This is a genomic window from Streptomyces akebiae (genome assembly GCF_019599145.1).
Classification (GTDB): Bacteria; Actinomycetota; Actinomycetes; order Streptomycetales; family Streptomycetaceae; genus Streptomyces; species Streptomyces akebiae.
In genome coordinates, this window is record NZ_CP080647.1 from 2,174,435 (window position 1) to 2,193,701 (window position 19,267).

A 19,267-nucleotide genomic window follows, 5' to 3' on the forward strand; every position below is an offset into this window, starting at 1 on the left:
ACGCACATGCCATGCCGTTGGTGACTTTCACCTGGCACTTGCGGCAGAATCGTAGGACCGTGGCCGAGTCCGTTCCGGACCTGAGGGAGTGGACCGTGATGACCTGTTCCGTACGCCGGACCCGTCGAAGCAGGCAGAGCAGGCGGAGCAGACGGAGCAGGCGGACCCTGCGGGCAGCCGGGGCCGGCGCCGCCGCGCTGCTGGCCCTGGGCGCCTGTGGCTCCTCCGACTCCGGCTCGGCCGCGAAGTCGGGATCCTCCGGCTCGGAGCAGCTCTCCGGTGAGGTGACCGTCTTCGCGGCCGCCTCGCTCAGGGAGAGTTTCACCACGCTGGGCGAGCGGTTCGAGAAGGAGCACCCCGGTACGAAGGTGACGTTCAGCTTCGGCGGCAGCGACGCGCTCGCCGCCGGCATCACCGGTGGCGCCCCGGCGGACGTGTTCGCCTCCGCCAGTCCCAGGACGATGGCCGTCGTCACCGATGCCGGTGACGCCTCCGGCGCCCCGGAGACCTTCGTACGCAACCAGTTGGAGATCGCCACCCTCCCCGGCAACCCCGACAGGATCTCCTCCCTCAAGGACCTGACCGGATCCGGCCTGAAGGTCGTGCTCTGCGACGAGGCCGTGCCGTGCGGCGCGGCCGCCAGGAAGGCGCTCGACGCGAGCAAGCTGAAGCTGACACCGGTGTCGTACGAGGAGGACGTGAAGTCCGCGCTCAACAAGGTGGTGCTGAAGGAGGCCGACGCGGCGGTCGTCTACCGGACCGACGTGAGGGCGGCCGGTGAGAAGGTGGCGGGCGTGGAGTTCCCCGAGTCCGCCGACGCCATCAACGACTACCCGATCGCCCTGCTCAAGGAGTCGAGGAACACCGACGCCGCCAAGGCGTTCATCGCACTCGTGCGGTCCGCCGAGGGCCGGAAGGTCCTGACCCAGGCCGGATTCCTCCAGCCGTGACCTCCCCCTCCCCTTCCGCCTCTCCCCCTCCTGCGGGGGCCGGCACCGCGGACACCCCGGGCAGGGACCCGTGGCGTCGGCGCGTCCGCCGACGTGAGGACCGCGGCGGGCATCGCGGGGGCGTCCCGCTCCCCCTGCTCCTGCCCGCGCTGATCGGCCTCGTCCTCCTCGTTCTCCCGCTCGTCGCCCTCCTGATCCGGGCGCCCTGGCGCAGCATGCCCGACCTGCTCACCAGCCCCGAGGTGTGGCAGGCGCTGCGGCTGTCGCTCGTGTGCGCCACCGCGGCCACGGCGGTGAGCCTGGTCCTCGGGGTGCCGCTGGCCTGGCTGCTGGCCCGGGTCGACTTCCCCGGACGCGGTCTCGTACGGGCCCTCGTCACCCTCCCCCTCGTCCTGCCGCCGGTGGTCGGCGGTGTGGCGCTGCTGATGGCACTCGGCCGCAACGGGGTCGTCGGGCAGTGGCTGGACGACTGGTTCGGGATCACCCTGCCGTTCACCACGGCCGGGGTCGTCGTCGCCGAGGCGTTCGTGGCGATGCCGTTCCTGGTCATCAGCGTGGAGGGCACGCTACGGGCCGCCGACCCCCGGTACGAGGAAGCCGCGGCCACGCTGGGGGCCTCCCGGTTCACCGCGTTCCGCCGGGTCACGTTGCCGCTGATCGCGCCCGGGGTGGCGGCGGGCGCCGTGCTGGCCTGGGCCCGTGCGCTCGGCGAGTTCGGCGCGACCATCACCTTCGCCGGCAACTTCCCCGGCCGCACCCAGACCATGCCCCTCGCCGTCTACCTCGCGCTCCAGAACGATCCGGAGGCGGCGATCGCCCTCAGCCTGGTCCTGCTGGCCGTGTCGATCGCGGTGCTGGCGGGACTGCGTGACCGATGGATGACCCCCTCATGACCGACGCCCGGAAGAAGACGAGCAGCGCCACCGGCGCCACCGCGGCCCCTCCCCCGGCCCCTTCCTCGGCCCCGGCGCTCGACGAGGGCCTCGACGCCCGGCTGGTCGTCGAACGCGGTTCGTCGTTCCGCCTCGATGTGACACTGACCGCCGCGCCCGGCGACGTGGTGGCGCTGCTCGGCCCCAACGGCGCCGGCAAGACGACGGCGCTGAGGGCGCTCGCCGGACTCGTGCCCCTGTCGGACGGCGGCCGTATGCGGCTGGACGGCGCCGAGTTGAGCCGTCGGCCACCGGAGTCACGCCCGGTCGGCGTGGTCTTCCAGGACTATCTCCTCTTCCCCCACCTCACCGCTCTCGACAACGTGGCCTTCGGCCCCCGCTGCCACGGCGCGAGCAAGGCGGAGGCACGGGCGCAGGCCGCGGGGTGGCTGGAGCGGATGGGGCTGGCCACGCACGCCGGAAGCAAGCCCCGCCGGCTCTCCGGCGGCCAGGCGCAGCGCGTCGCCCTGGCCCGCGCCCTGGCCACCCGTCCCCGTCTGCTCCTCCTCGACGAACCCCTCGCCGCCCTCGACGCCCGCACCCGCCTCGACGTCCGCGCCCAACTCCGGCGCCACCTGGCGGACTTCGAGGCCGTCGCCGTACTCGTCACCCACGACCCGCTGGACGCCATGGTGCTGGCCGACCGCCTGGTGGTCATCGAGGACGGCCGCATCGTCCAGGAGGGCACCCCCTCCGACATCGCCCGCCGCCCGCGCACCGACTACATCGCCCACCTGGTCGGCCTCAACCTCTACCGGGGCGAGGCGGAGGGCCACCTCGTCCGTATCCCGGACGGCCCCGCCCTGACCACCGCCGACGACCTCACCGGACCGGTCTTCGTGGCCTTCCCGCCCAGCGCCGTCACCCTCCACCGGGGCCGCCCGACCGGGTCCAGCGCCCGCAACCTCTGGCACTGCGAGGTCACCGGCATGGAGGCGCACGGCGACCAGATCCGCGCCTCGCTCGCCGGGGAACTCTCCCTGGCAGTCGACCTGACGACCGTCGCGGCGGCGGAACTCGACATCCACCCCGGCAGCGAGATCTGGGCGACGGTCAAGGCGAGCCAGACCCACGCCTACCCCGCCTGACGACGGAACCGGCCCCGGGCCCCTTCCCCCTTCGCCTCATCGGTGCGCGCGCCAGGCGGGTCATCGCAGGGCCGCCAGGACGTGGCTGGGCCCCACCTGCCAGACCGGGCCGACGTGTTCGAATCCCGCGTCGCGCAGGAGGGCGACATGGCCGGAGAGGGTCAGATCGTTGCCCTCGCAGCGGGGGCGTCCGGTGTCCGCGCGGTGCGAGAGGAGCCGGGCGAGTTCCGGGTCCTCGGCGGCACCGGCCCACCAGGAGTCCCAGTCCTCGACGAGGGACACGGCGGTGCGTTCGCTTCGGCGGCGGCCGATGTCGATCGCGAGCTCGGACACCTTCGTGGAGTCCGGGCTGATGTGGTCGCCGTTGATCAGGATGCCGCCGGGCCGCAGCAGCCCGGCGAGTTCCCGGTAGACGCCCCGCAGGGTCTCCGTGCCGAGGTAGTGCAGAGCGGTGGTCGACACCACCGCGTCCACCGGGCGCTCCAGGGCGAGTGCGTCGAGCCAGCCGGGTTCACCGATCACGGTTCTGACGTAACGCAGGGCGGGGCCGTAGTGAGCGCTGCCCAGTTCCAGGAGGAGCGGGTCCGCGTCCACGGCGATCACCTCGGCGGTCGGCAGGCGGGCGGCGAGCCGCGCCGCCAGGCATCCCGGGCCGCTGCCCAGATCCAGGACGAGCGGCACGGCACGGTCGCGTGTCACATGCTCGACCAGATCCGCGATGACCTCGAACCGTTCCTCGCGGTCGACCGCGTACAACTGCTGCTGGCGTTCCCAGCGCTCCACCCATCGCGCCGCCGTCGTCGTACTCAGACCCATGCCTGTCGCACTGCCCCCGTCTCCGGAACCCGTTCCTGTTAATGGAAATCATTGCAGACTGGCGAGGGTGGTGAGCAGTTCTTCGATCTCTTCAGGGGTGTTGTGCACGTGCAGGCTCACCCGCACCGAGCCGTCCTCCGCGTCGCGGCCCGCCTGGCAGTGACCGTCGGAGCGCACCATGAACCCCCGGCTGAAGAGGATGAAGCCGAGGTCCTGCGAGCCGATCTCGCGGTGCCGGAAGGTGACGAGGCTACGGCGCCGCTGCACCTCGGTGTCGGCCCTGAGGCTCGTCCGGCAGCCGAGCACCTCGTAGGCGTCCATCCGGGCCAGCCCGTCGGTCAGCAGGGAGGTCAGCGCCACGGTCCAGCGTTCGATCCGGTCCGTACCGGCGGCGGTCAGCCAGTCCAGCGCCGCCGCCAGCCCCGCGACACCGACCGTGTTGGGGGTGCCGCTCCAGCCGCCGGGCCGGAGGACCGGTCCGTGCCGGCCACGTGCCCAGACCGCGCCGGAACCGGGCAGGGCCATCGTCTTGTGACCGGAGAACACCACGAAGTCGACGTCGAGTTGGGCCACCGAGACCGGCAGGTGTCCGACGCTCTGCGCGGCGTCCAGACAGATCGGCACCTCCGGCCCGACCACCTGCCGGAGACGGTGCACGTTCATGTCGACGCCGTAGACGTGGTGGACGTGGGTGGCGGCGACGAAGCGGGTGCGGGGGCCGACGAGCGCGGCGAGCGCCTGCGGATCGTAGTCGCCGGAGCCGGCCTGGTAGGGCAGCTGCCGGACGTGGACGCGTACGCCCTGTCGGGCCAGCAGCTCGGCGGCCTCCAGCCACGGCGACAGGTTCGCCTGGTGGTCGGCGTGCGGGACGACGATCTCGTCGCCATCGGCGAGGAAGGCGGGCAGCCAGTCCAGGGCGATCATGCGCAGCCCCGCGGTGGTCCCGCTGGTGAAGTGGACCGACGACCGCTCCGGGTCCGGGTCCCCCAGGAACTGCTTGACCCGCACCCGGGTGTTCTCCACCAGCGCCGTGGTGGTGTTGGCCCAGGGATAGGACCCCCGGCCCGCGTTGGCGTTGGTGGTGGTCAGATACGTCTGTACGGCGTCCAGGACGGGCCGCGGTTTCTGGCTGGTGGCGGCGCTGTCCAGGTAGGCCAGGTCCGGGTGCGCGGCGATGATCGGGAACTGGGCGCGCAACGGACGTTGCCACGCCGCCAGTTCCGTCAGCTCCTCGGCGGGATCGACCGGCTTCGCGGTGGGATCGGTCGGGTTCGAGGGGGGATCGGTCGGGTTCGAGGCGGGGTCGGTCGGGTTCGAGGCGGGGTCGGTCATCTCAGTCACGCACCAGGGGTGCGCCCGCGTCCCGCCAGGCGATGACGCCGCCGGCCAGGCTGCGCACGTCGGGGTGGCCCATCCGGGTGAGCAGAGCCGCGTACCGGGCCGATTTCTCGCCGACCGGGCAGGCGAGCAGCACGGGCTGCCGCTTGCTGAACGGCAGTCCGCCCCGGACGAGTTCCTCGAAGAGTTCGTCGACGATGTTCACCGAGCCGTCGATGTGGAGCGCCGCGTAGGCGAAGGGGCCGCGCAGGTCGATCACGAGGGGGCGCTGCTCGACGATCCACTTCTGGGCCTCCTCGACGTCGATGACCTTCGCCTCGCGGATCTCGCTCTCGGTCAGGGTCGTGAGCCCGTTCCTCGCCGGAGGACGGCCCAGCAGGTCCGGGCGGCGCTGCCGGACGTAGCCGAGGTAACTCTCCGCCCGGTCGCAGACGATGAAGACGGCCGTCCTGCGCTGCGTCAACTCGGCGTCCACGGCGGCAAGATGGCGGACGGCACCGTAGTAGGCCGCCCCGCCGGTCGGGCCGGCGAGCAGTCCGCACCGGCGGAGCAGGGTGAGCATGCCGTCGATGGCCTCGTCGGCACTCACCGACTCCAGCGTGTCGTAGGTGGCCGGGTCGAAGATGCCGACCTCCTGCACCTCGTCGGCGGTCCGGATGCCGGGGATGAAGTCCGCCTTCCGGCCGACCAGTCCGACCACGCGCACCGCCGGGTCGTGCGCGCGCAGCGCCCTGGCGACGCCGGTGGACGATCCCGCGGTGCCCACGCAGGCGATGAACCAGTCGGGGGCGCGGCCGTCCAGGTCGGCGATGATCTCCGGGCCCGTTCCGGTGGCGTGGGCCTCGGTGTTGAGGGCGTTGAAGTACTGGTCCGTGTGCAGGTGGGCGCCGCCCGGGCGGTTCAGCCGCTGGTGGAAGAGGGTCAGGGGGTCCTCGGTGTCGGTCGGGTCGAGGCATTCGGTCTGGCCGGGGAGTTCCTCGATCTCGGCGCCGAGCAGCAGGAGCAGGTCCTTGATCTCGGGTACGCGCATCCGGTTGGTGACGCTCTTGAACGGCAGCCCGTGCAGGCCGGCGATGAGGGCCAGGGCCTTGGCGGTGTTGCCGCTGGACAGCTCCACGATCGTCTCGCCGCGCTCCTTGGCTCCGGCGATGTCCTGCCGGGTCATGCTCCACGCGGCCCGGTCCTTCAGCGAACCGAAGGGGTTGAGCATCTCCAGCTTGGCGTAGAGGTCGATGTTGCGCAGGCCGTGGACGGCCGGGTCGATACGGACCAGCGGTGTGTCGCCGATGGCGTCGGTGATGGTGTCGTACCTCATCCCTGCGGACCCCCCGTGCGGTCGAGCGGCCAGTACTCCTCGTACGGCCAGTACTCCTCGTCCAGACACCACCGCCACTGACCGCTCCTGCGGTGGACGGCCACTTTCCGGGCGACGGGCTGCTGTTGGGCGTGGGTGGCGCCGAAGTCCATGCAGTAGCCGGCCGTGTTGACGAACGCGAGCAGATCGCCGGGGCGCGGGAGCCGGGGCAGGAAGACGGTGCGACGGGTGATCAGATCCGCCTCCAGACAGAGGTTTCCCATGAGGTGGACGGCGACCGCGCCTGCCGTCCCGTCGCCGGAGCCCGCCGTGGTCGCCCGGGTGTCGCCGGGCGCGGCCGAGGGTCCGGGCGCGGCCGGGTCGCGGGGCAGGACCAGGGGGTCCAGGAGCACTCCGTGGTCCTCCAGGCCGACGTCCCCCGCGTTCATCGCGAGGCGCACCAGGTACGGCCCCGTGTCCGTGGGCCGGACCTCCAGGACCCTGCCGAGGGTGAGGCCGCACTGGTCGACCAGGGCACGACCGGGCTCGACGTAGAGGTCGTACAGGCTCTCCAGCAGCAGGACGCCCAGGGGACGCCCGAGGCTCGGTGAGGGATGGGAGAGCAGCGCGTCGAGGTACGCGGCACCGGCGACGGGGCGATGCGCGGGGTACAGGCTCAGCGCGCCCCTCAGGGTGCCGTTCTCGGCCCGTAGGCCGTAGCCGTGGCCGCCCCATGTCAGGGGTGGGCGGCTGCCCATGACGGCGCCGGTGAGCTCGGTGGTGTAGCGCTCCCACTGGGCCGCGTGCGCCAGGTAGTCGATGCCGAAGCCGCCGCCGACGTCGATGGCTCGGGGCTGGAAACCACGGATCCGCAACTCCTCCATCGCCTGGAGACATCCGTCGAGCGCGGCCGCCTTCTCGTCGAGGCTGGTGGTGTCGAGGTGGTAGCCGACACCGATCGGCTCCAGGACCCGCCGGTGGCGTTCGAGGATGTCGAGCAGGCGCTGCAGGGATGTCACCGAGGTGCCGAAACGGCTTCGGCGCGAGAGCCGTCTGGTTCCGGCCCCCTCGAAGCCGGAGAGGCGTAACAGCACGCGCAGGGGCGGCAGTTGGTGGGTGTGGACGAGGTCGGCGGCATGCTGCAGTTCCTCGGGGCCGTCGACGTTGAGGACGGCCCCGGCGCGCGCGGTGAGCCAGAGGAAATCCGGGTCCTTGGGGCCCGTCGCCATGATCCTCTCTCCGGCGAACCCGGACCCGAGCGCGTGCTGGAGCTCACGGAGCGAGGCGGCGTCCAGACAGGCGTCCGTCGTGGTGAGCCGCCGGACGAGAGAGCTGGAGCGGTTGGCCTTGTGGGCGAAGAAGATCTGCCCGCTGAGCCGATGGCGGTCGAAGACCGAACGGAACTGCCGCAGATTGTCGGCGATCCGGTCCGGCAGGACGAGGTTGAGAGGTGAGCCGAGCGCGTCCACGAGGGTGTGGAGGAGCGGAGCCGACTCCAGGAGCTCCGCCGTGGGCGGTGCCAGCCGCGGCTCCAGGTACAACGGGTCGTCGCTCATACCAGCGGTTCCTCCCGCCGAGGAGTGCGTACCGGTGTCGGCAAACAGTCATAACGACCGTAACCAGCACCGGGCCCTCTCAATCCGGCGTGGCGGAAGGGGGGCCGTTTCCGACTGTTTCCGGATGCCGGACGGCTGGAAGGGGACGGTCTCGACGGGTCTCGACGAGTCGGGAGGGGCCGGGAGGGGTGGGTACGGGCGGGGACGGGCGGGTGTGCCTCAGAGGGCGAGGCTCATCAGGATCGCGTCCCGGTCGTCGCCCGGCGCGATCCGCAGGGCGCCGGGCCATCGGCCGACCTCCACCCAGCCGACCTTGCGGTAGAAGTCCTCCAGCCCGACGCCGCCTCGGGCGGAGAGCGACAGCCGCTCCAGTCCCATCTCGTCCCGCGCGATGTCACGGACGCGATGCATCAGCGCGACGCCGATGCCCCGGCCGCGATGGCGCGGACGGGTCTGGACGTGGTTGACCGTGCCGCAGTGCGCGCCCAGGGGATGCGGCTCGCGGCGCAGGATCAGCCAGCCCGCGAGCGTGCCGCCGACGGTGGCGACGAGCAGTCTGCCGCGCTCCGGATGCAGGTGGTGGACGAGCGCGTCGACCACGGGGGCGACGTCCCGTGCGCCGACCGGCAGCGGCGGGAACTCGGTGGCGAGCACCGCGCCGCCCGCGTTGGCCACTTCCCCCCAACAGTCGACGATCTCCTGTCTGAGGTCACCGGTGACCTCGCCGGGACGGGTCAACTGCACAAACTCCGGAACTCCGTGCACCGTCGGCGTCATGCCCCTCAGCCTTCCAGAGGTGCGGGCCACGAGGGCTCCGCGCGTGTCCGTATGCGCGTGGCGCGACGATCTCCGCGCCACCGGCCCGGGTGGGGCATCGCGTTCTCGGCTCTTTCGGGTGGATCGCCCTCGCCGGGTGGACCGCCCTCGCCGTGCGGGGTGCGGGACGCGGTCGGCGAGGGCGTGAACCGTGGTCGGGCCGGGAGGGTTTCAGGGGGTGTATGGGGTGGGGGGTGTGGGGGGGGGTGCTTCAGAGGGTCGTCGTGCCGGTCGGGGCCCCGGCGCCCACCAGGGAAGGGGGAGCCGAGGGCGCCTGGGTGAGTTCGGCGCGCCCGAACAACAGGGCGTAGCCGGGAGGAAGTTGGTCGAGGATGCGGTCGAGGAGGTCCTCGCCCGCGAGTTGCGCCACGATCCGCAGGACGGTCCCGGTGTCCCAGCGGGTGGTGGCGGCCGTGGCGCCGGTGCGGGACGCCAGGTCCTTGACGAAGCCCCAGCCGCTGACGGGTTCGTTGTCGGGGATCTCCGCCGTGAAGCAGAGAGCGGCCTCGTGGGGCAGCCTGGCCGCGAGTTCGACGCGCTCGTCACCGGTGAGCCGGCGACCGAAGGCGGCCAGCACGGCGCGTACGGCCTCCTCGGCCCGTGAGCGGGTGGGGTAGGCGCCTTCGTAGCGCACTCTTTCCAGCATCTGCTCGAACGTCATGCCCACGGTGTGCCGGCACGGCTCTTGCAGGGAGAACATCGTGAAGCGGTTGCCTTTCTCGTCCGAGGGGGGTCGCGAGCGAGGCGGCGGCCCGGGGGCCCGCGGGGTCACCCAGGCCGCCGACGGGACGGGCGGAGGACGGTCGCGGAGCCGTCCTCCGTCCCGGCGCGGCCGGCAGGGGGGTTCAGCCGCTGATCTCCCGGTGCGCGGTGCCGCCACCGATGGCGACCTTGCGGGGCTTGGCGCGCTCGGCGATCGGGATCCGCAGGGTCAGCACACCCGCGTCGTAGTCCGCCTTGATGTGCTCGGTGTCCAGGGTGTCGGCCAGCACGACCTGGCGGGAGAAGACACCCAGGGGCCGCTCGGAGAGCTCCATCTGCACGTCGTCCGCCTTGGCGACCGGGCGCCGCTCGGCCTTGACGGTCAGCATGTTCCGCTCGACGTCGACATCGATCGCGTCCGGGGACACACCGGGCAGGTCGAGGGCGATCACGTACTCCTCGCCCTCGCGGTAGGCGTCCATCGGCATCGCCGACGGACGCGACCAGGTGCCGGTCGTGTTCAGGAGCTGCTGGGTGAGGCGGTCGAGCTCACGGAACGGATCGGTGCGCATCAACATCGTCAAACACCTCCAGTGTTCGGGTCAGGCACGTTCCTGCCAATGCGTTTCACCTGCCTTCGTTGTAACATGTCATCCAAGTGATGACAAGTGGAAAGTCATCGAGATGATGACACTGAGTTGGAGGGCCCATGACCACCGCCCATCAGCCCGCCTCCGACCCCGGCGGTCTCACCCCTACGTCCTTCCTCGCGGCCGCCGCGGCGCTGGACACGATCCACGAGGCCCTGCACACCGCCCGGACCCCCCGGGACACGGAGCTTCCCGAGCCCGACGCGGCAACCAGCTCGCAGCAGGCGCTCGCCGCGCTCCTGATGCTCCGCGAAGCGCGTGATCAGCTCGCCGAGTGGGAAGCGGGGCTGATCGAAGCGGCCCGGGAGGCGGGCGCCAGCTGGGCCGACCTCGCCCACCCCCTGGGCGTCTCCAGCCGCCAGGCCGCCGAGCGCCGCTATCTGCGGGTACGCCCCGGGCGTCCCGGAACCACCGGCGAACAGCGCGTCCAGGCCACCCGTGACCGCCGTGCCGCCGACCGCACCGTCACCACCTGGGCCCGCGCCAACGCCGCGGACCTGCGCGGTCTCGCCGGTCGGATCACCGCGCTCACCGACCTGCCCGCCGCCGCCCGCACCCCCGTCGTCGAACTCACCGCCGCCCTCGCGGACGACGACGCCGCCGCCCTCATCGCCCCTCTGGCGGACACGCACTCGTACCTGGCGCCCGGCCACCCCGAGATCGCGGCCCGCGTCGACGACATCACCCGCCACACCGACCGGCTCCGCCGCGCCAGCAGCGACCAGCGCCAGAACAGGACGTGACCGGCGGTGCGGGCTTACAGGGGGGATGAGGGGCGCGGGGACCGACTGACGCGAGGGCCGGCGCCGACGGGCAGACGCCGCGTGACGGCAGGGTGTTCGGGGCTCCGCCGGTCCGCGGCGGCGGGCCGCAGCACGGCGGTCCGCAGCACGGCGGGCCGGTGCCGGTGTTGTCCGGGCGCCCGGCGCGCCTCGCCGTCAGGGGCGCTTGGCGCGGACGACCACCAGTTCCTCCCGGCTGTCGTCCTCTCCGATCAGGCCCTGTCGGACGAGCCAGGGGCGGCGGGCGCGCAGCACCGGACCGTACGGCACCTCGGCCCGGTCGACGACCGAGGCACGCAGTCCGCGCTCCTCGAAGCCCCGCAGCGTGGCGTCGGTGCCGCACAGGTCCGAATGGACGACCAGCAGGGTCCCTCCCGGGCGGAGCATCGCGGGTGCCGCCGCGCAGAGGCGGTCCACGAACACCCGGCCGTCCCGGCCGCCCTCCCATGCCCGGGCCCGGCCCCCGCGCGGCGGCCGGTCGGCGGGTGAGGGCACATAGGGCGGATTGCTGATCACGAGGTCGTACGTGCGCCCCGTGACCGCCATGGCGAGGTCACCGTGCCGGACACGGACCCGCCGACGGGCGAGCAGCGCGTTGACGCGCGCCGTGAACACGCAGAGCCAGGAGATGTCCACGGCGGTCACCCTGGCGCCCAGACGCGCCGCCTGCACGGCGACGGCGCCGCTGCCGGTCCCCAGGTCGAGTACGTCGGTCGAGGAGTCGATGTCCTCTCGACGCAGGGCGCGCATGAGCAGTTCGGTGTCCCCTTGCGGGGCGTACACACCCGGCGGGGTGAGCAACAGCGTCGACATCGACATCAGCGTGAGCGCCGCCATCCGTCACCTCCGCTTCCTCGGGTACCGCGGCGACGCCGCCGCGAGCCCTCCGATGCCGGATCGGAACACCCGACACACCCGTATCGCGTGCCAGTCGAGTGCCCAGGGATCCGGCGACCACACGGCGACCACGCACTACAACCTACGGACCATGGGTGTTCTGGCTGCTGAGCCGGCGGCACTCCTCCGCCCTTGCCGCCGCCCTCGTCGCTGCGCCGCTGTTCGGGCTGCTGCGGAGGGGACATCCGTGACGCCTCGCTCACTCACTTCAGGGATGGTGGAGATCGTCGGGTTCCCCGGGGGGCGGCATCCGATGCGATCGCGTGGGGTTTTGTCGCTTATGGGTACTCGGAAGGCCGAGCGGCGGTGAAGGCGCCGTCCCACTCCACGGAGGGATGGGTTCCCATGACTCAGCATGTCAGCGACCTGATGACAAGCGCCCCGGTGACCGTCGAGCCGCAGACGTCGGTGGCGACCGTGGCCCGGATGATGCGCGACGAGGACATCGGCGCCGTTCTGGTCACCGAGGGCGAGCGGCTGCGGGGGCTGGTCAGCGACCGCGACCTGGTGGTCCGCACGGTGGCCGAGGGTGGCGACCCGAACCGGACGACCGTGGCGGACGCGTGCAGCGACGACCTCGTCACGGTCGGCCCCGACGACGACGTCCGCCGCGCGGTGGACCTGATGCGTGAGCACTCGGTCCGCCGTATGCCGGTCGTCGACGAGGAGCAGCACCCGGTGGGCATCGTCTCCCTCGGGGACCTGGCCATCGAGCGCGACCCCGAGTCGGCCCTCGGTGACATCAGCTCCACGAAGCCCAACAAGTAGCGCGTCCGTCGAAGGGAGCGTGCGCCATGACGACTCCTGATCCCGGCCCCCGGCGAACGCCGGGAGTCGACGCACACGGTGGTGTGCCACCCGGTGAGACACCCCCCGGCGAAGGGGGCACCTACGGGATCTCCCATCCGGAACCGCCCGCACCGCGCCGGGGATGGGGGTCCATGACCCTCGTCCTGATCCTCGTGATCGTGGCGCTGATGGCGATCGGGCTCGTCGGTATGGCGGTGGTCCTCTGATCGCCCGGTGACGGGCCGCGGGCAGGGGCTCAGCGCTCTGCCCGCGCGTTGCCGTGCCCGCGCGCTACCGGCCCCTGCCGGGCGGGTCGGCCAGCGCGATGCGTGCCGTGATGCGCTTGCCCACCGGTTCCCGTTCGACGAAGAGATCCTCGGTGACGGCCTTGACGATCTCCAGCCCGTGCTGCCCGATCCGGTCGGGGTCGGCGGCGCGGGCCGCGGGCACCGTGGGGTCGCTGTCCCACACGACGATGTCCACGCTGTCGACGGTGACCCGCAGTTCCAGGAGTACGGGGCCGGGGGCGTACTTGCGGGCGTTGGTGACCAGTTCGCTGACCACCAGTTGCGTGAGGTCCCGTACTCGCGCGGAGACGGGCAGGTCGTGATCGGCGTGGGCGCGGTCGAGGAAGGCGAGGGCGTGGTGGCGGGCATCGGCGATGCAGCCGTCCTCGCCCCCCAGGGCGTATCCGGCGCGCATCAGATAGGTGTCCGGCCCGCTACAGCCGTCGCCGTCGGCATTCGATCCCACGTGTCCCGCCCTCATTCCCCCCTCGCATACGCGCCCGTACCCGCGATGGTCCCATGCATGCCACCCCGACGGCCGCCGGAGGTCCGGCCCCGTCCGGATCGGACGATCTGCGACATGGCCCGAAGTCGCCTCTCCCGCCGAGTTCGCGAGCGGACGCTCGGGGCATCCGGACGGCGCGGGCGTGCTTGCGCTCACGGAGCCTCAGGGGAGGAGCGGTGTCATGTATCTGTCCCGGGCGGCGAGCGGGGACGGCGTGGGGGTGCTCTGGGCACTGGGTGCCCTGGCGCTGTACCTGCTGATCAGTTACGGCTTGCAGTACCGGGCCCGGGCCCGGGCCCGGCGCGGCTCCGGGCGACCCGCCCGTGAGGCCCTGCGCGACCTGAAGGACCGGGAGGACCCCCAGCCACAGCAGCGCTTCGTCAGTCACATGATCATATTGTGCGGCGCGGCGGCCGCCGGTCTGGCCGCCTTCGCGACCAGCGGCATCGTCCGCGTCGTGGCCGTGGGGCTCATCCTCGTGGTGGGCGTGGCGGTATGGGCGTACTACGACCATCGCGTGGAGACACGCACCCCTGCGGAACAATGAGACGCATCCCCGCGGAACGATGAGACGCTCGCCCCGGCCCGGCGTCCCCGCCCGGCCCGGCGTCACGGCGCGGCGTCGCGGCCCCGGCGCGGGGTCACGGTCCCGGCCCGGCGTCACGGTCCCGGCCCCGGATCCGGCCGCACCGCCTCGGTGATTCCGGCGCGCGCCGCTTCGAGTTGGGCGGCGAACGCGATCCCCAGGAACAGCGCCACCCCCGTCAGGTTGGCCCACAGCAGCAGGGCGACGAACGCCGTCAGCGGTCCGTACACGGCACCGAAGGATCCGCTCTTCGCGACGTAGAGCGCCAGCAGCCACGTGGCCGTGACCCACAGGACCAGGTGGACCGCCGAGCCGAACGCGAGCCAGGTGTAACCCGGTTGGTCCCTGCGCGGGGCCCAGCGGAAGATCACCGCCGACGCGACCCAGGCGAGCAGGACGCCCAGCGGTACTTCGAGGGGGCCCCACAGGTCGAGCCACTCCCGCGACCAGCCGAGGGCCTCCACCACCGCGCTCCCCACGGCGTTCCCGGCGACGAGCACGAGGAACCCCAGGACCATCGGCATGCCCGCCGCGAGGGCGAGGAGCAGGGCCCGCCCGTACTTGACCGGGAAAGGACGGTCGCGTTCGACGCCGTAGATGCGGTTGGCGCCCCGCTCCACCTGTCCCATCGCCGAGGCGAGGTTGAGCAGGGCGAAGGCCAGTCCCAGCCACATGGCGACGGCGTTCCAGACACCGGAACCGGCGCTGCGCTCGGTGGCGTCCAGCGCGTCCTCGACCAGAGTCGCGCTGGCGCCCGGCACGATCCGGCCCACGGTGAGTTCGATGATCCGCCCCACGCTCTCCGTGTGCACGGTGGTCGCCACGCCGACCAGCGCGATGGTGAACGGCACCAGGCCCAGAACCACCTGGAACGCGAGCGAACGGGAGTGGCTGAAGCCGTCCGCGTAGCGGAACCGGGCAAACGCGTCGAGGAGCAGCCGGCGGCCCCCGTAGCGCCTCAGCGCGGTCAGCGCCTCGTCACCGGAGAGTTCCTCCCCGATCATGTCCCGCGTCTGCGGGACGTGGACGACGGTCCCCATCCGGACGTCTCAGCCGCTCGCCGCGGCCGTCACCGTGTCGGGGTCCATCCCCGTCAGCTCGACGATGCGGTGCGGTGGCACGCCCGCGGCCAGGGCGCGTCCGATCAGGCCGTCCCGGCCGTCCGCGCAGTCCCGGTAGGCGAGCAGCTCCTCCTCGATCAGGGCGAGCGGTTCCGGCGCCAACCGGTGGCGGACCCGGCTCAGTTCCTCGTCGCTCAGCGGGACGGGCAGCCGCTCCGCCTCCTCGGGAATGGACCCCGTCTCCTCCGGCGGCAGCAGGCGCAGTCGCGCGGAGGTCGGCGTGGTCCCATGAGCGTCCAGCCACGCGCGCACCGCGGGGGTCTCCATGCACGCGAGATCCTCGACGGCGGCGGGGGCCACGCCGAGCGGCACGGACTCGTCGTCGAGCAGGAACAGATAGGCGTCGTCGGTCATCCTCGATCCTTTCCCCACGGCTGCTGACCGACACCGCATACCCCCTCACGGGCGATTCACCGTCCGGCGGCCCGGCCCACCCCGGAGCCGGGCCCGCCTCGGCTCCCGGCGTCAGGCGGTTCCGCCGCGCCGGCTCCGCAGCCACCACACTCCGCCCCCGACCGCGACGAGGACGGCCGCGCCGATGCCCAGCGGCACGGCCGGGGAGAGACCGTCGTCGCCGTCCGTGCTGTCCGCCGCGGGCTGAGCCGACGGCGTCCGCGCGTCCGACTCCGGCGTGGCCTCCGTCTCGGGGGCGGCCGTCGTGGGCTCCTCGGAGGGTGTCGGGCTGGCGGGCTTCGCGCCGGGCGCGGCGGCCTTCAGGTCCAGGCGGGGAGCGGGGTGGCCGTGGTGGCCGTCCTCCTCGGACTCCTCCAGTTCGATCCAGCGGTCCACCTTGCCGTCGCTGTAGGACTGCAGGGTCTTGAAGACCAGCGACTCGGCGTCGGGCAGCTGCCGTACGGTGACGACGTATTCGACGTCCTCCCCCACCGCGCGCTTCTCGCCCGAGACGGTGTAGCCCCGGCTGGTGGGGGCGAACTTCCAGCCGTCCGGGCCCTTCTCGTAGGTGATGTCGGCCGGGACGAGGCCCTCGGGGAGGATCACCTCCAGCTTGGTGATGCCGGCCGTGGTGGACTCCGACGCGGCGGAGAAGGTCAGTTCGACGTTCTGGTCGAGGGCGCGGGCACCCTCGGCCTCGACATCCGCATGGGCCGCGGCGGGCCCCGCGACGGCGACGACGGACGCGAGGGCGACCGCGGCGAGCGCGCCGGATCGACGCAGGGTACGCAGCAGGGTGGAGCGAGGCACGGGGACTCCCTTGAGTGGGTGGGCTGAAGGCTGTGGTGGGACACGAGGCAGCCCCGGCGCACGCGGATCAGCCAGGGGCCGACCGTCGGGCTCGGGGATGCGGCGCTCGCCCGGGGCGTGGAGCCGACTGCGCGTCGTCTCCGGGGACGGCCCCGGACAACCGGCTGTCGTCAGACGGCGACAGCGGTCCCGACCGGTGGCCCCCGGGAGGTGCTCGCGTAGGTGAGGAGGTAGCGGCGCGCCAGGCGGTCCGTACGGGGGTGGCGGGCGCGGACCGGCGGACGGTACGGCGGCACCGACGGCCGGAGCGGCAGGCGGAGCGGCGCGGTCAGCCATGCGGCGAGCGCCCGCAGGATGCGGAAGGCGGCACGCTCACCGTGGGCGAGCCAGAGGCCGCACAGCAGCGCGCCCAGCAGATGGGCGGCGAGCATGCCCGTCGAGGGCAGGCCGCCCATGGCGTGGCCCAACCCGTGTACGGCCTCCACGCCCACGTGTTCCGTCGGCGGCGAGGAGAGCGGGGCTCCCGTCGCGTGATCCATCGGCGCCATGCCGGGCGCGGCAGCCGTGGCGTGGGCGATCGGCTCCGTCGCCCGGCCCGTGGCGCTCCGGGAGTGCTGAACCGCCGTCTGGGCGAGCGAGAACATCACGTGGAGGAGGGCCTGGGCCGCGACCGTGGCGGAGCCGACCAGGAGCGTTCCGCGCTCCCGGGCACCCGACCACCAGGCCGGGCCGCCGGTCACCACCGCACCCGCGACCATGGCCCACCAGGGCACCGCGCTCCCCGACATCATGACGTGCCCGAGGGAGGTGAACAGCACGCAGACAGCCGCGAACACGGCGGCCCTGAGCGTGCGGGAACACCCCCAAGCGGTCATCGGGCCACATCCTCGCAGTCCTGGTCCCATGCGTCACGAGAGGGTACGTGAACGCCCCTGGCCTCCCACTCAATCCAGCCGCGGTGACACACACCACACCGGCTGCCGGCACGCACCAGGAAGCGGCGCGGTGCGCTCGGCGGTGTGCGGTGCGACTCGACTCGGCTCGGCTCGGCGACCTGATACGGCATCAAGCCAAAGTGACCCCTGCCGCGTCGGTCGCCTTCCGGGATCGGTGCGTCGCTCCTATCTTCGTACGCCAATGGTTACCGACGGTAAGGGGTGGGCGATGGACGCGCTGGGCGGCACCACACGCAGAGGGTTCCTGGGTACGGCGACGGCCGCCGGTGGCGCCGTCGCCCTGGGCACCACCCGGCGGGCCGCGGCCCAGGACGGTGCCGCTCCTCCGACCGTGGCCGTCCTCGGCGGGGGCGTCGCCGGGCTCACGGCGGCGCACGAACTCGCCGAACGCGGTTTCCGGGTGACGGTCTACGAACGCAAGGCGCTGGGCGGCAAGGCCCGCAGCATGGACGTACCGGACAGCGGTACGGGCGGCCGCGCCCCGTTGCCCGGAGAACACGGCTTCCGCTTCATCCCGGGGATCTATCACAACCTGCCCGACACCATGCGCCGCATCCCCTTCCCGGGCAACGCCCAGGGCGTGCACGACAACCTCGTGGCCCCCAAGGAGATGCTGTTCGCCCGGTCCGGCGGCCGCGAGGACATCAGGATCCCGCTGCCCTGGCCGGACAACAGCCCCGCCGAACTCACCCCCGACGAGATCCGCCGGGCCGTCACCTCGGTGCTCGACACCGCCTTCAACCTCCCGCTCCACGAGGCCCTCTACTTCGCCAACCGCTTCCTGGTCTTCCTCACCAGTTGCGACGAACGCCGCGACGAGACCTGGGAGCGGACGCCGTGGTGGGAGTTCGTACGGGCCGGGCAGATGTCGTACGACTACCAGCGGATCCTGGCCGTCGGCATCACCCGCAACATCGTGGCCACCAAGGCGGAGGAGGCCAGTACCCGTACGGTCGCCACCCTGCTGGAGGCCTTCGCCTTCAACCTGCTGGGGCGGGGCGCGGACGGACCGCTGGACCGGATCCTCGACGCGCCCACCAACGAGGCCTGGATCGATCCGTGGGTGACGTATCTGAGGTCGCTCGGGGTCGAGTTCCGGGTCGGCTGGACCGTACGGGACCTGACCCTGGAGGAGGGCCGGATCGGCGGGGCCGTCGTGGAGGATCCGGCGGGCGCCCGGCGGACCGTCACCGCCGACCACTACATCTCGGCCATGCCGGTCGAGCACGCCCGTCGCACCTGGAACTCCGCCGTACGCGCCGCCGATCCCCAACTGGCCGCGTGCGACCGGCTGCAGACCGACTGGATGACCGGCATCCAGTTCTATCTGACCGAGCGTACGCCGATCCTGCACGGCCATCTCGACCTCATCGACTCCCCCTGGTCGCTGACCGCGATCGCGCAGGCGCAGCACTGGCCGAGGCACGACTTCCCCGCCGACTTCGGTGACGGCACGGTCGCGGACTGCCTCTCCGTGGACGTCTCCGAGTGGGACCGGCCGGGCATCCTCTACGGGAAGACGGCCAAGCAGTGCACCCGCACCGAGGTCGCCCGCGAGGTGTGGGCGCAGCTGAAGGCGGCGCTCAACGACACCGGACGTACGGTTCTGAAGGACTCCGTCCTGCATTCCTGGTTCCTCGATCCGGCGGTGGACGGACTCGGCACCCCGAACCCGGTCAACGAGGAGCAGTTGCTCATCCATCCGACGGGGACCTTCCACCACCGTCCCCGATCCGCGACGAGGATTCCCAACCTCTTCCTGTCCGGCGACTACGTGGCCGTGCCCATCGACCTGGCAACCATGGAGGGCGCCAACACCTCGGCCCGGCAGGCCGTCAACGCCCTGCTGGACCGGACCGGTTCGTCCGCCGAACGGTGCACCGTCACCCCGCTGTACCGGGCGCCGGAGTTCGAGGCCCTCAAGCGCCACGACCGCACCCGGTACCTCCTGCGGCTGCCGAACCTCTTCGACCTGGGCTGACAGCGCCGTCCGGCAGGG

Annotated in this window: 21 protein-coding genes; 8 read left to right on the plus strand and 13 right to left on the minus strand. The window is 72.3% G+C overall.

What is annotated here, in order from left to right:
- Positions 1-98: 98 nt before the first annotated feature.
- From modA to K1J60_RS09550, 3 genes are read left to right on the plus strand one after another with little or no spacing between them, the layout of a single operon-like run.
- Positions 99-950 carry a molybdate ABC transporter substrate-binding protein gene (gene modA, locus K1J60_RS09540; protein ID WP_220651383.1) on the plus strand — a complete coding sequence of 284 codons (852 nt, stop codon included), beginning with the start codon at positions 99-101 and terminating at the stop codon, positions 948-950.
- Positions 947-1,843 carry a molybdate ABC transporter permease subunit gene (modB, locus tag K1J60_RS09545; RefSeq protein WP_220645826.1) on the plus strand — a complete coding sequence of 299 codons (897 nt, stop codon included), beginning with the start codon at positions 947-949 and terminating at the stop codon, positions 1,841-1,843. The genes modA and modB overlap by 4 nt, the downstream gene beginning before the upstream one ends.
- Entirely contained in the window at positions 1,840-2,970 is a 1,131-nt protein-coding gene (locus tag K1J60_RS09550) for an ABC transporter ATP-binding protein (protein ID WP_220645827.1), read from the plus strand. Before modB ends, K1J60_RS09550 begins: the two co-directional genes overlap by 4 nt.
- Before the next feature lie 60 nt (positions 2,971-3,030).
- On the opposite strand, the gene K1J60_RS09555 is transcribed toward K1J60_RS09550, so the two are convergent.
- From K1J60_RS09555 to K1J60_RS09585, 7 genes are all read right to left on the minus strand, one after another.
- Positions 3,031-3,786 carry a class I SAM-dependent methyltransferase gene (locus K1J60_RS09555; protein ID WP_220645828.1) on the minus strand — a complete coding sequence of 252 codons (756 nt, stop codon included), beginning with the start codon at positions 3,784-3,786 and terminating at the stop codon, positions 3,031-3,033.
- Between the two features lie 48 nt (positions 3,787-3,834).
- Positions 3,835-5,127: an aminotransferase class V-fold PLP-dependent enzyme gene (locus tag K1J60_RS09560; RefSeq protein WP_259407646.1), complete on the minus strand. Its 1,293-nt coding sequence runs from the start codon at positions 5,125-5,127 to the stop codon at positions 3,835-3,837.
- Entirely contained in the window at positions 5,120-6,439 is a 1,320-nt protein-coding gene (locus K1J60_RS09565) for a pyridoxal-phosphate dependent enzyme (RefSeq protein ID WP_220645829.1), read from the minus strand. Before K1J60_RS09565 ends, K1J60_RS09560 begins: the two co-directional genes overlap by 8 nt.
- Entirely contained in the window at positions 6,436-7,974 is a 1,539-nt protein-coding gene (locus K1J60_RS09570; RefSeq protein ID WP_220645830.1) for a type III PLP-dependent enzyme domain-containing protein, read from the minus strand. Before K1J60_RS09570 ends, K1J60_RS09565 begins: the two co-directional genes overlap by 4 nt.
- A 219-nt stretch (positions 7,975-8,193) precedes the next feature.
- Positions 8,194-8,751: a GNAT family N-acetyltransferase gene (locus K1J60_RS09575; protein ID WP_220645831.1), complete on the minus strand. Its 558-nt coding sequence runs from the start codon at positions 8,749-8,751 to the stop codon at positions 8,194-8,196.
- A gap of 250 nt (positions 8,752-9,001) precedes the next feature.
- A complete protein-coding gene (locus K1J60_RS09580) occupies positions 9,002-9,451 on the minus strand; it encodes a DUF2267 domain-containing protein (protein ID WP_220645832.1) in 450 nt (149 codons plus the stop codon).
- Between the two features lie 184 nt (positions 9,452-9,635).
- Positions 9,636-10,070, minus strand: a complete 435-nt coding sequence (locus K1J60_RS09585; protein WP_033529956.1) for an Hsp20/alpha crystallin family protein — start codon at positions 10,068-10,070, stop codon at positions 9,636-9,638.
- A gap of 131 nt (positions 10,071-10,201) precedes the next feature.
- On the opposite strand from K1J60_RS09585, the gene K1J60_RS09590 reads away from it, so the two are divergent.
- Positions 10,202-10,885: a type III effector protein gene (locus K1J60_RS09590; protein WP_220645833.1), complete on the plus strand. Its 684-nt coding sequence runs from the start codon at positions 10,202-10,204 to the stop codon at positions 10,883-10,885.
- Between the two features lie 195 nt (positions 10,886-11,080).
- Here the strand turns inward: K1J60_RS09590 and K1J60_RS09595 are convergent, their stop codons facing one another.
- A complete protein-coding gene (locus K1J60_RS09595) occupies positions 11,081-11,761 on the minus strand; it encodes a HemK2/MTQ2 family protein methyltransferase (RefSeq protein WP_259407647.1) in 681 nt (226 codons plus the stop codon).
- 405 nt (positions 11,762-12,166) lie between these two features.
- On the opposite strand from K1J60_RS09595, the gene K1J60_RS09600 reads away from it, so the two are divergent.
- Both K1J60_RS09600 and K1J60_RS09605 read left to right on the plus strand, forming a co-directional pair.
- On the plus strand, positions 12,167-12,589 hold the full coding sequence (locus K1J60_RS09600; RefSeq protein WP_220645834.1) for a CBS domain-containing protein: 423 nt from the start codon (positions 12,167-12,169) through the stop codon (positions 12,587-12,589).
- 26 nt (positions 12,590-12,615) lie between these two features.
- Complete coding sequence (locus K1J60_RS09605; RefSeq protein WP_220645835.1) at positions 12,616-12,837, plus strand: DUF6480 family protein; 222 nt, start codon at positions 12,616-12,618, stop codon at positions 12,835-12,837.
- 64 nt (positions 12,838-12,901) lie between these two features.
- On the opposite strand, the gene K1J60_RS09610 is transcribed toward K1J60_RS09605, so the two are convergent.
- Positions 12,902-13,363 (minus strand): ATP-binding protein, encoded by a 462-nt coding sequence (locus tag K1J60_RS09610; RefSeq protein WP_220645836.1) that lies wholly within the window; start codon positions 13,361-13,363, stop codon positions 12,902-12,904.
- Positions 13,364-13,583: 220 nt separating this feature from the next.
- Here K1J60_RS09610 and K1J60_RS09615 point away from each other — a divergent pair, with 220 nt between their 5' ends.
- Positions 13,584-13,949 carry a hypothetical protein gene (locus tag K1J60_RS09615; protein ID WP_220645837.1) on the plus strand — a complete coding sequence of 122 codons (366 nt, stop codon included), beginning with the start codon at positions 13,584-13,586 and terminating at the stop codon, positions 13,947-13,949.
- Between the two features lie 113 nt (positions 13,950-14,062).
- Here K1J60_RS09615 and K1J60_RS09620 read toward each other — a convergent pair whose 3' ends face one another.
- The 4 genes from K1J60_RS09620 to K1J60_RS09635 form a co-directional block, all read right to left on the minus strand.
- Positions 14,063-15,028 carry a YihY/virulence factor BrkB family protein gene (locus tag K1J60_RS09620; RefSeq protein ID WP_220645838.1) on the minus strand — a complete coding sequence of 322 codons (966 nt, stop codon included), beginning with the start codon at positions 15,026-15,028 and terminating at the stop codon, positions 14,063-14,065.
- A gap of 9 nt (positions 15,029-15,037) precedes the next feature.
- On the minus strand, positions 15,038-15,463 hold the full coding sequence (locus K1J60_RS09625; protein WP_220645839.1) for a DUF6003 family protein: 426 nt from the start codon (positions 15,461-15,463) through the stop codon (positions 15,038-15,040).
- A gap of 111 nt (positions 15,464-15,574) precedes the next feature.
- Complete coding sequence (locus K1J60_RS09630; protein WP_220645840.1) at positions 15,575-16,312, minus strand: DUF1775 domain-containing protein; 738 nt, start codon at positions 16,310-16,312, stop codon at positions 15,575-15,577.
- Positions 16,313-16,482: 170 nt separating this feature from the next.
- Positions 16,483-17,187, minus strand: coding sequence for a hypothetical protein (locus K1J60_RS09635; RefSeq protein WP_220645841.1), 705 nt, complete (start codon positions 17,185-17,187; stop codon positions 16,483-16,485).
- 262 nt (positions 17,188-17,449) lie between these two features.
- Between K1J60_RS09635 and K1J60_RS09640 the strand changes: the two genes are divergently transcribed.
- Positions 17,450-19,249, plus strand: coding sequence for a hydroxysqualene dehydroxylase (locus tag K1J60_RS09640; RefSeq protein WP_398683163.1), 1,800 nt, complete (start codon positions 17,450-17,452; stop codon positions 19,247-19,249).
- Positions 19,250-19,267 lie beyond the last annotated feature (18 nt).

Bases quoted from the DNA above. Each gene is read 5' to 3' on its own strand.
- modA (WP_220651383.1), top strand. From the start codon at position 99: ATGACCTGTTCCGTACGCCGGACCCGTCGAAGCAGGCAGAGCAGGCGG.
- K1J60_RS09550 (WP_220645827.1), top strand. From the start codon at position 1,840: ATGACCGACGCCCGGAAGAAGACGAGCAGCGCCACCGGCGCCACCGCG.
- K1J60_RS09555 (WP_220645828.1), bottom strand. From the start codon at position 3,786: ATGGGTCTGAGTACGACGACGGCGGCGCGATGGGTGGAGCGCTGGGAA.
- K1J60_RS09565 (WP_220645829.1), bottom strand. From the start codon at position 6,439: ATGAGGTACGACACCATCACCGACGCCATCGGCGACACACCGCTGGTC.
- K1J60_RS09570 (WP_220645830.1), bottom strand. From the start codon at position 7,974: ATGAGCGACGACCCGTTGTACCTGGAGCCGCGGCTGGCACCGCCCACG.
- K1J60_RS09575 (WP_220645831.1), bottom strand. From the start codon at position 8,751: ATGACGCCGACGGTGCACGGAGTTCCGGAGTTTGTGCAGTTGACCCGT.
- K1J60_RS09580 (WP_220645832.1), bottom strand. From the start codon at position 9,451: ATGACGTTCGAGCAGATGCTGGAAAGAGTGCGCTACGAAGGCGCCTAC.
- K1J60_RS09585 (WP_033529956.1), bottom strand. From the start codon at position 10,070: ATGTTGATGCGCACCGATCCGTTCCGTGAGCTCGACCGCCTCACCCAG.
- K1J60_RS09590 (WP_220645833.1), top strand. From the start codon at position 10,202: ATGACCACCGCCCATCAGCCCGCCTCCGACCCCGGCGGTCTCACCCCT.
- K1J60_RS09595 (WP_259407647.1), bottom strand. From the start codon at position 11,761: ATGGCGGCGCTCACGCTGATGTCGATGTCGACGCTGTTGCTCACCCCG.
- K1J60_RS09600 (WP_220645834.1), top strand. From the start codon at position 12,167: ATGACTCAGCATGTCAGCGACCTGATGACAAGCGCCCCGGTGACCGTC.
- K1J60_RS09605 (WP_220645835.1), top strand. From the start codon at position 12,616: ATGACGACTCCTGATCCCGGCCCCCGGCGAACGCCGGGAGTCGACGCA.
- K1J60_RS09615 (WP_220645837.1), top strand. From the start codon at position 13,584: ATGTATCTGTCCCGGGCGGCGAGCGGGGACGGCGTGGGGGTGCTCTGG.
- K1J60_RS09620 (WP_220645838.1), bottom strand. From the start codon at position 15,028: ATGGGGACCGTCGTCCACGTCCCGCAGACGCGGGACATGATCGGGGAG.
- K1J60_RS09625 (WP_220645839.1), bottom strand. From the start codon at position 15,463: ATGACCGACGACGCCTATCTGTTCCTGCTCGACGACGAGTCCGTGCCG.
- K1J60_RS09635 (WP_220645841.1), bottom strand. From the start codon at position 17,187: ATGACCGCTTGGGGGTGTTCCCGCACGCTCAGGGCCGCCGTGTTCGCG.
- K1J60_RS09640 (WP_398683163.1), top strand. From the start codon at position 17,450: ATGGTTACCGACGGTAAGGGGTGGGCGATGGACGCGCTGGGCGGCACC.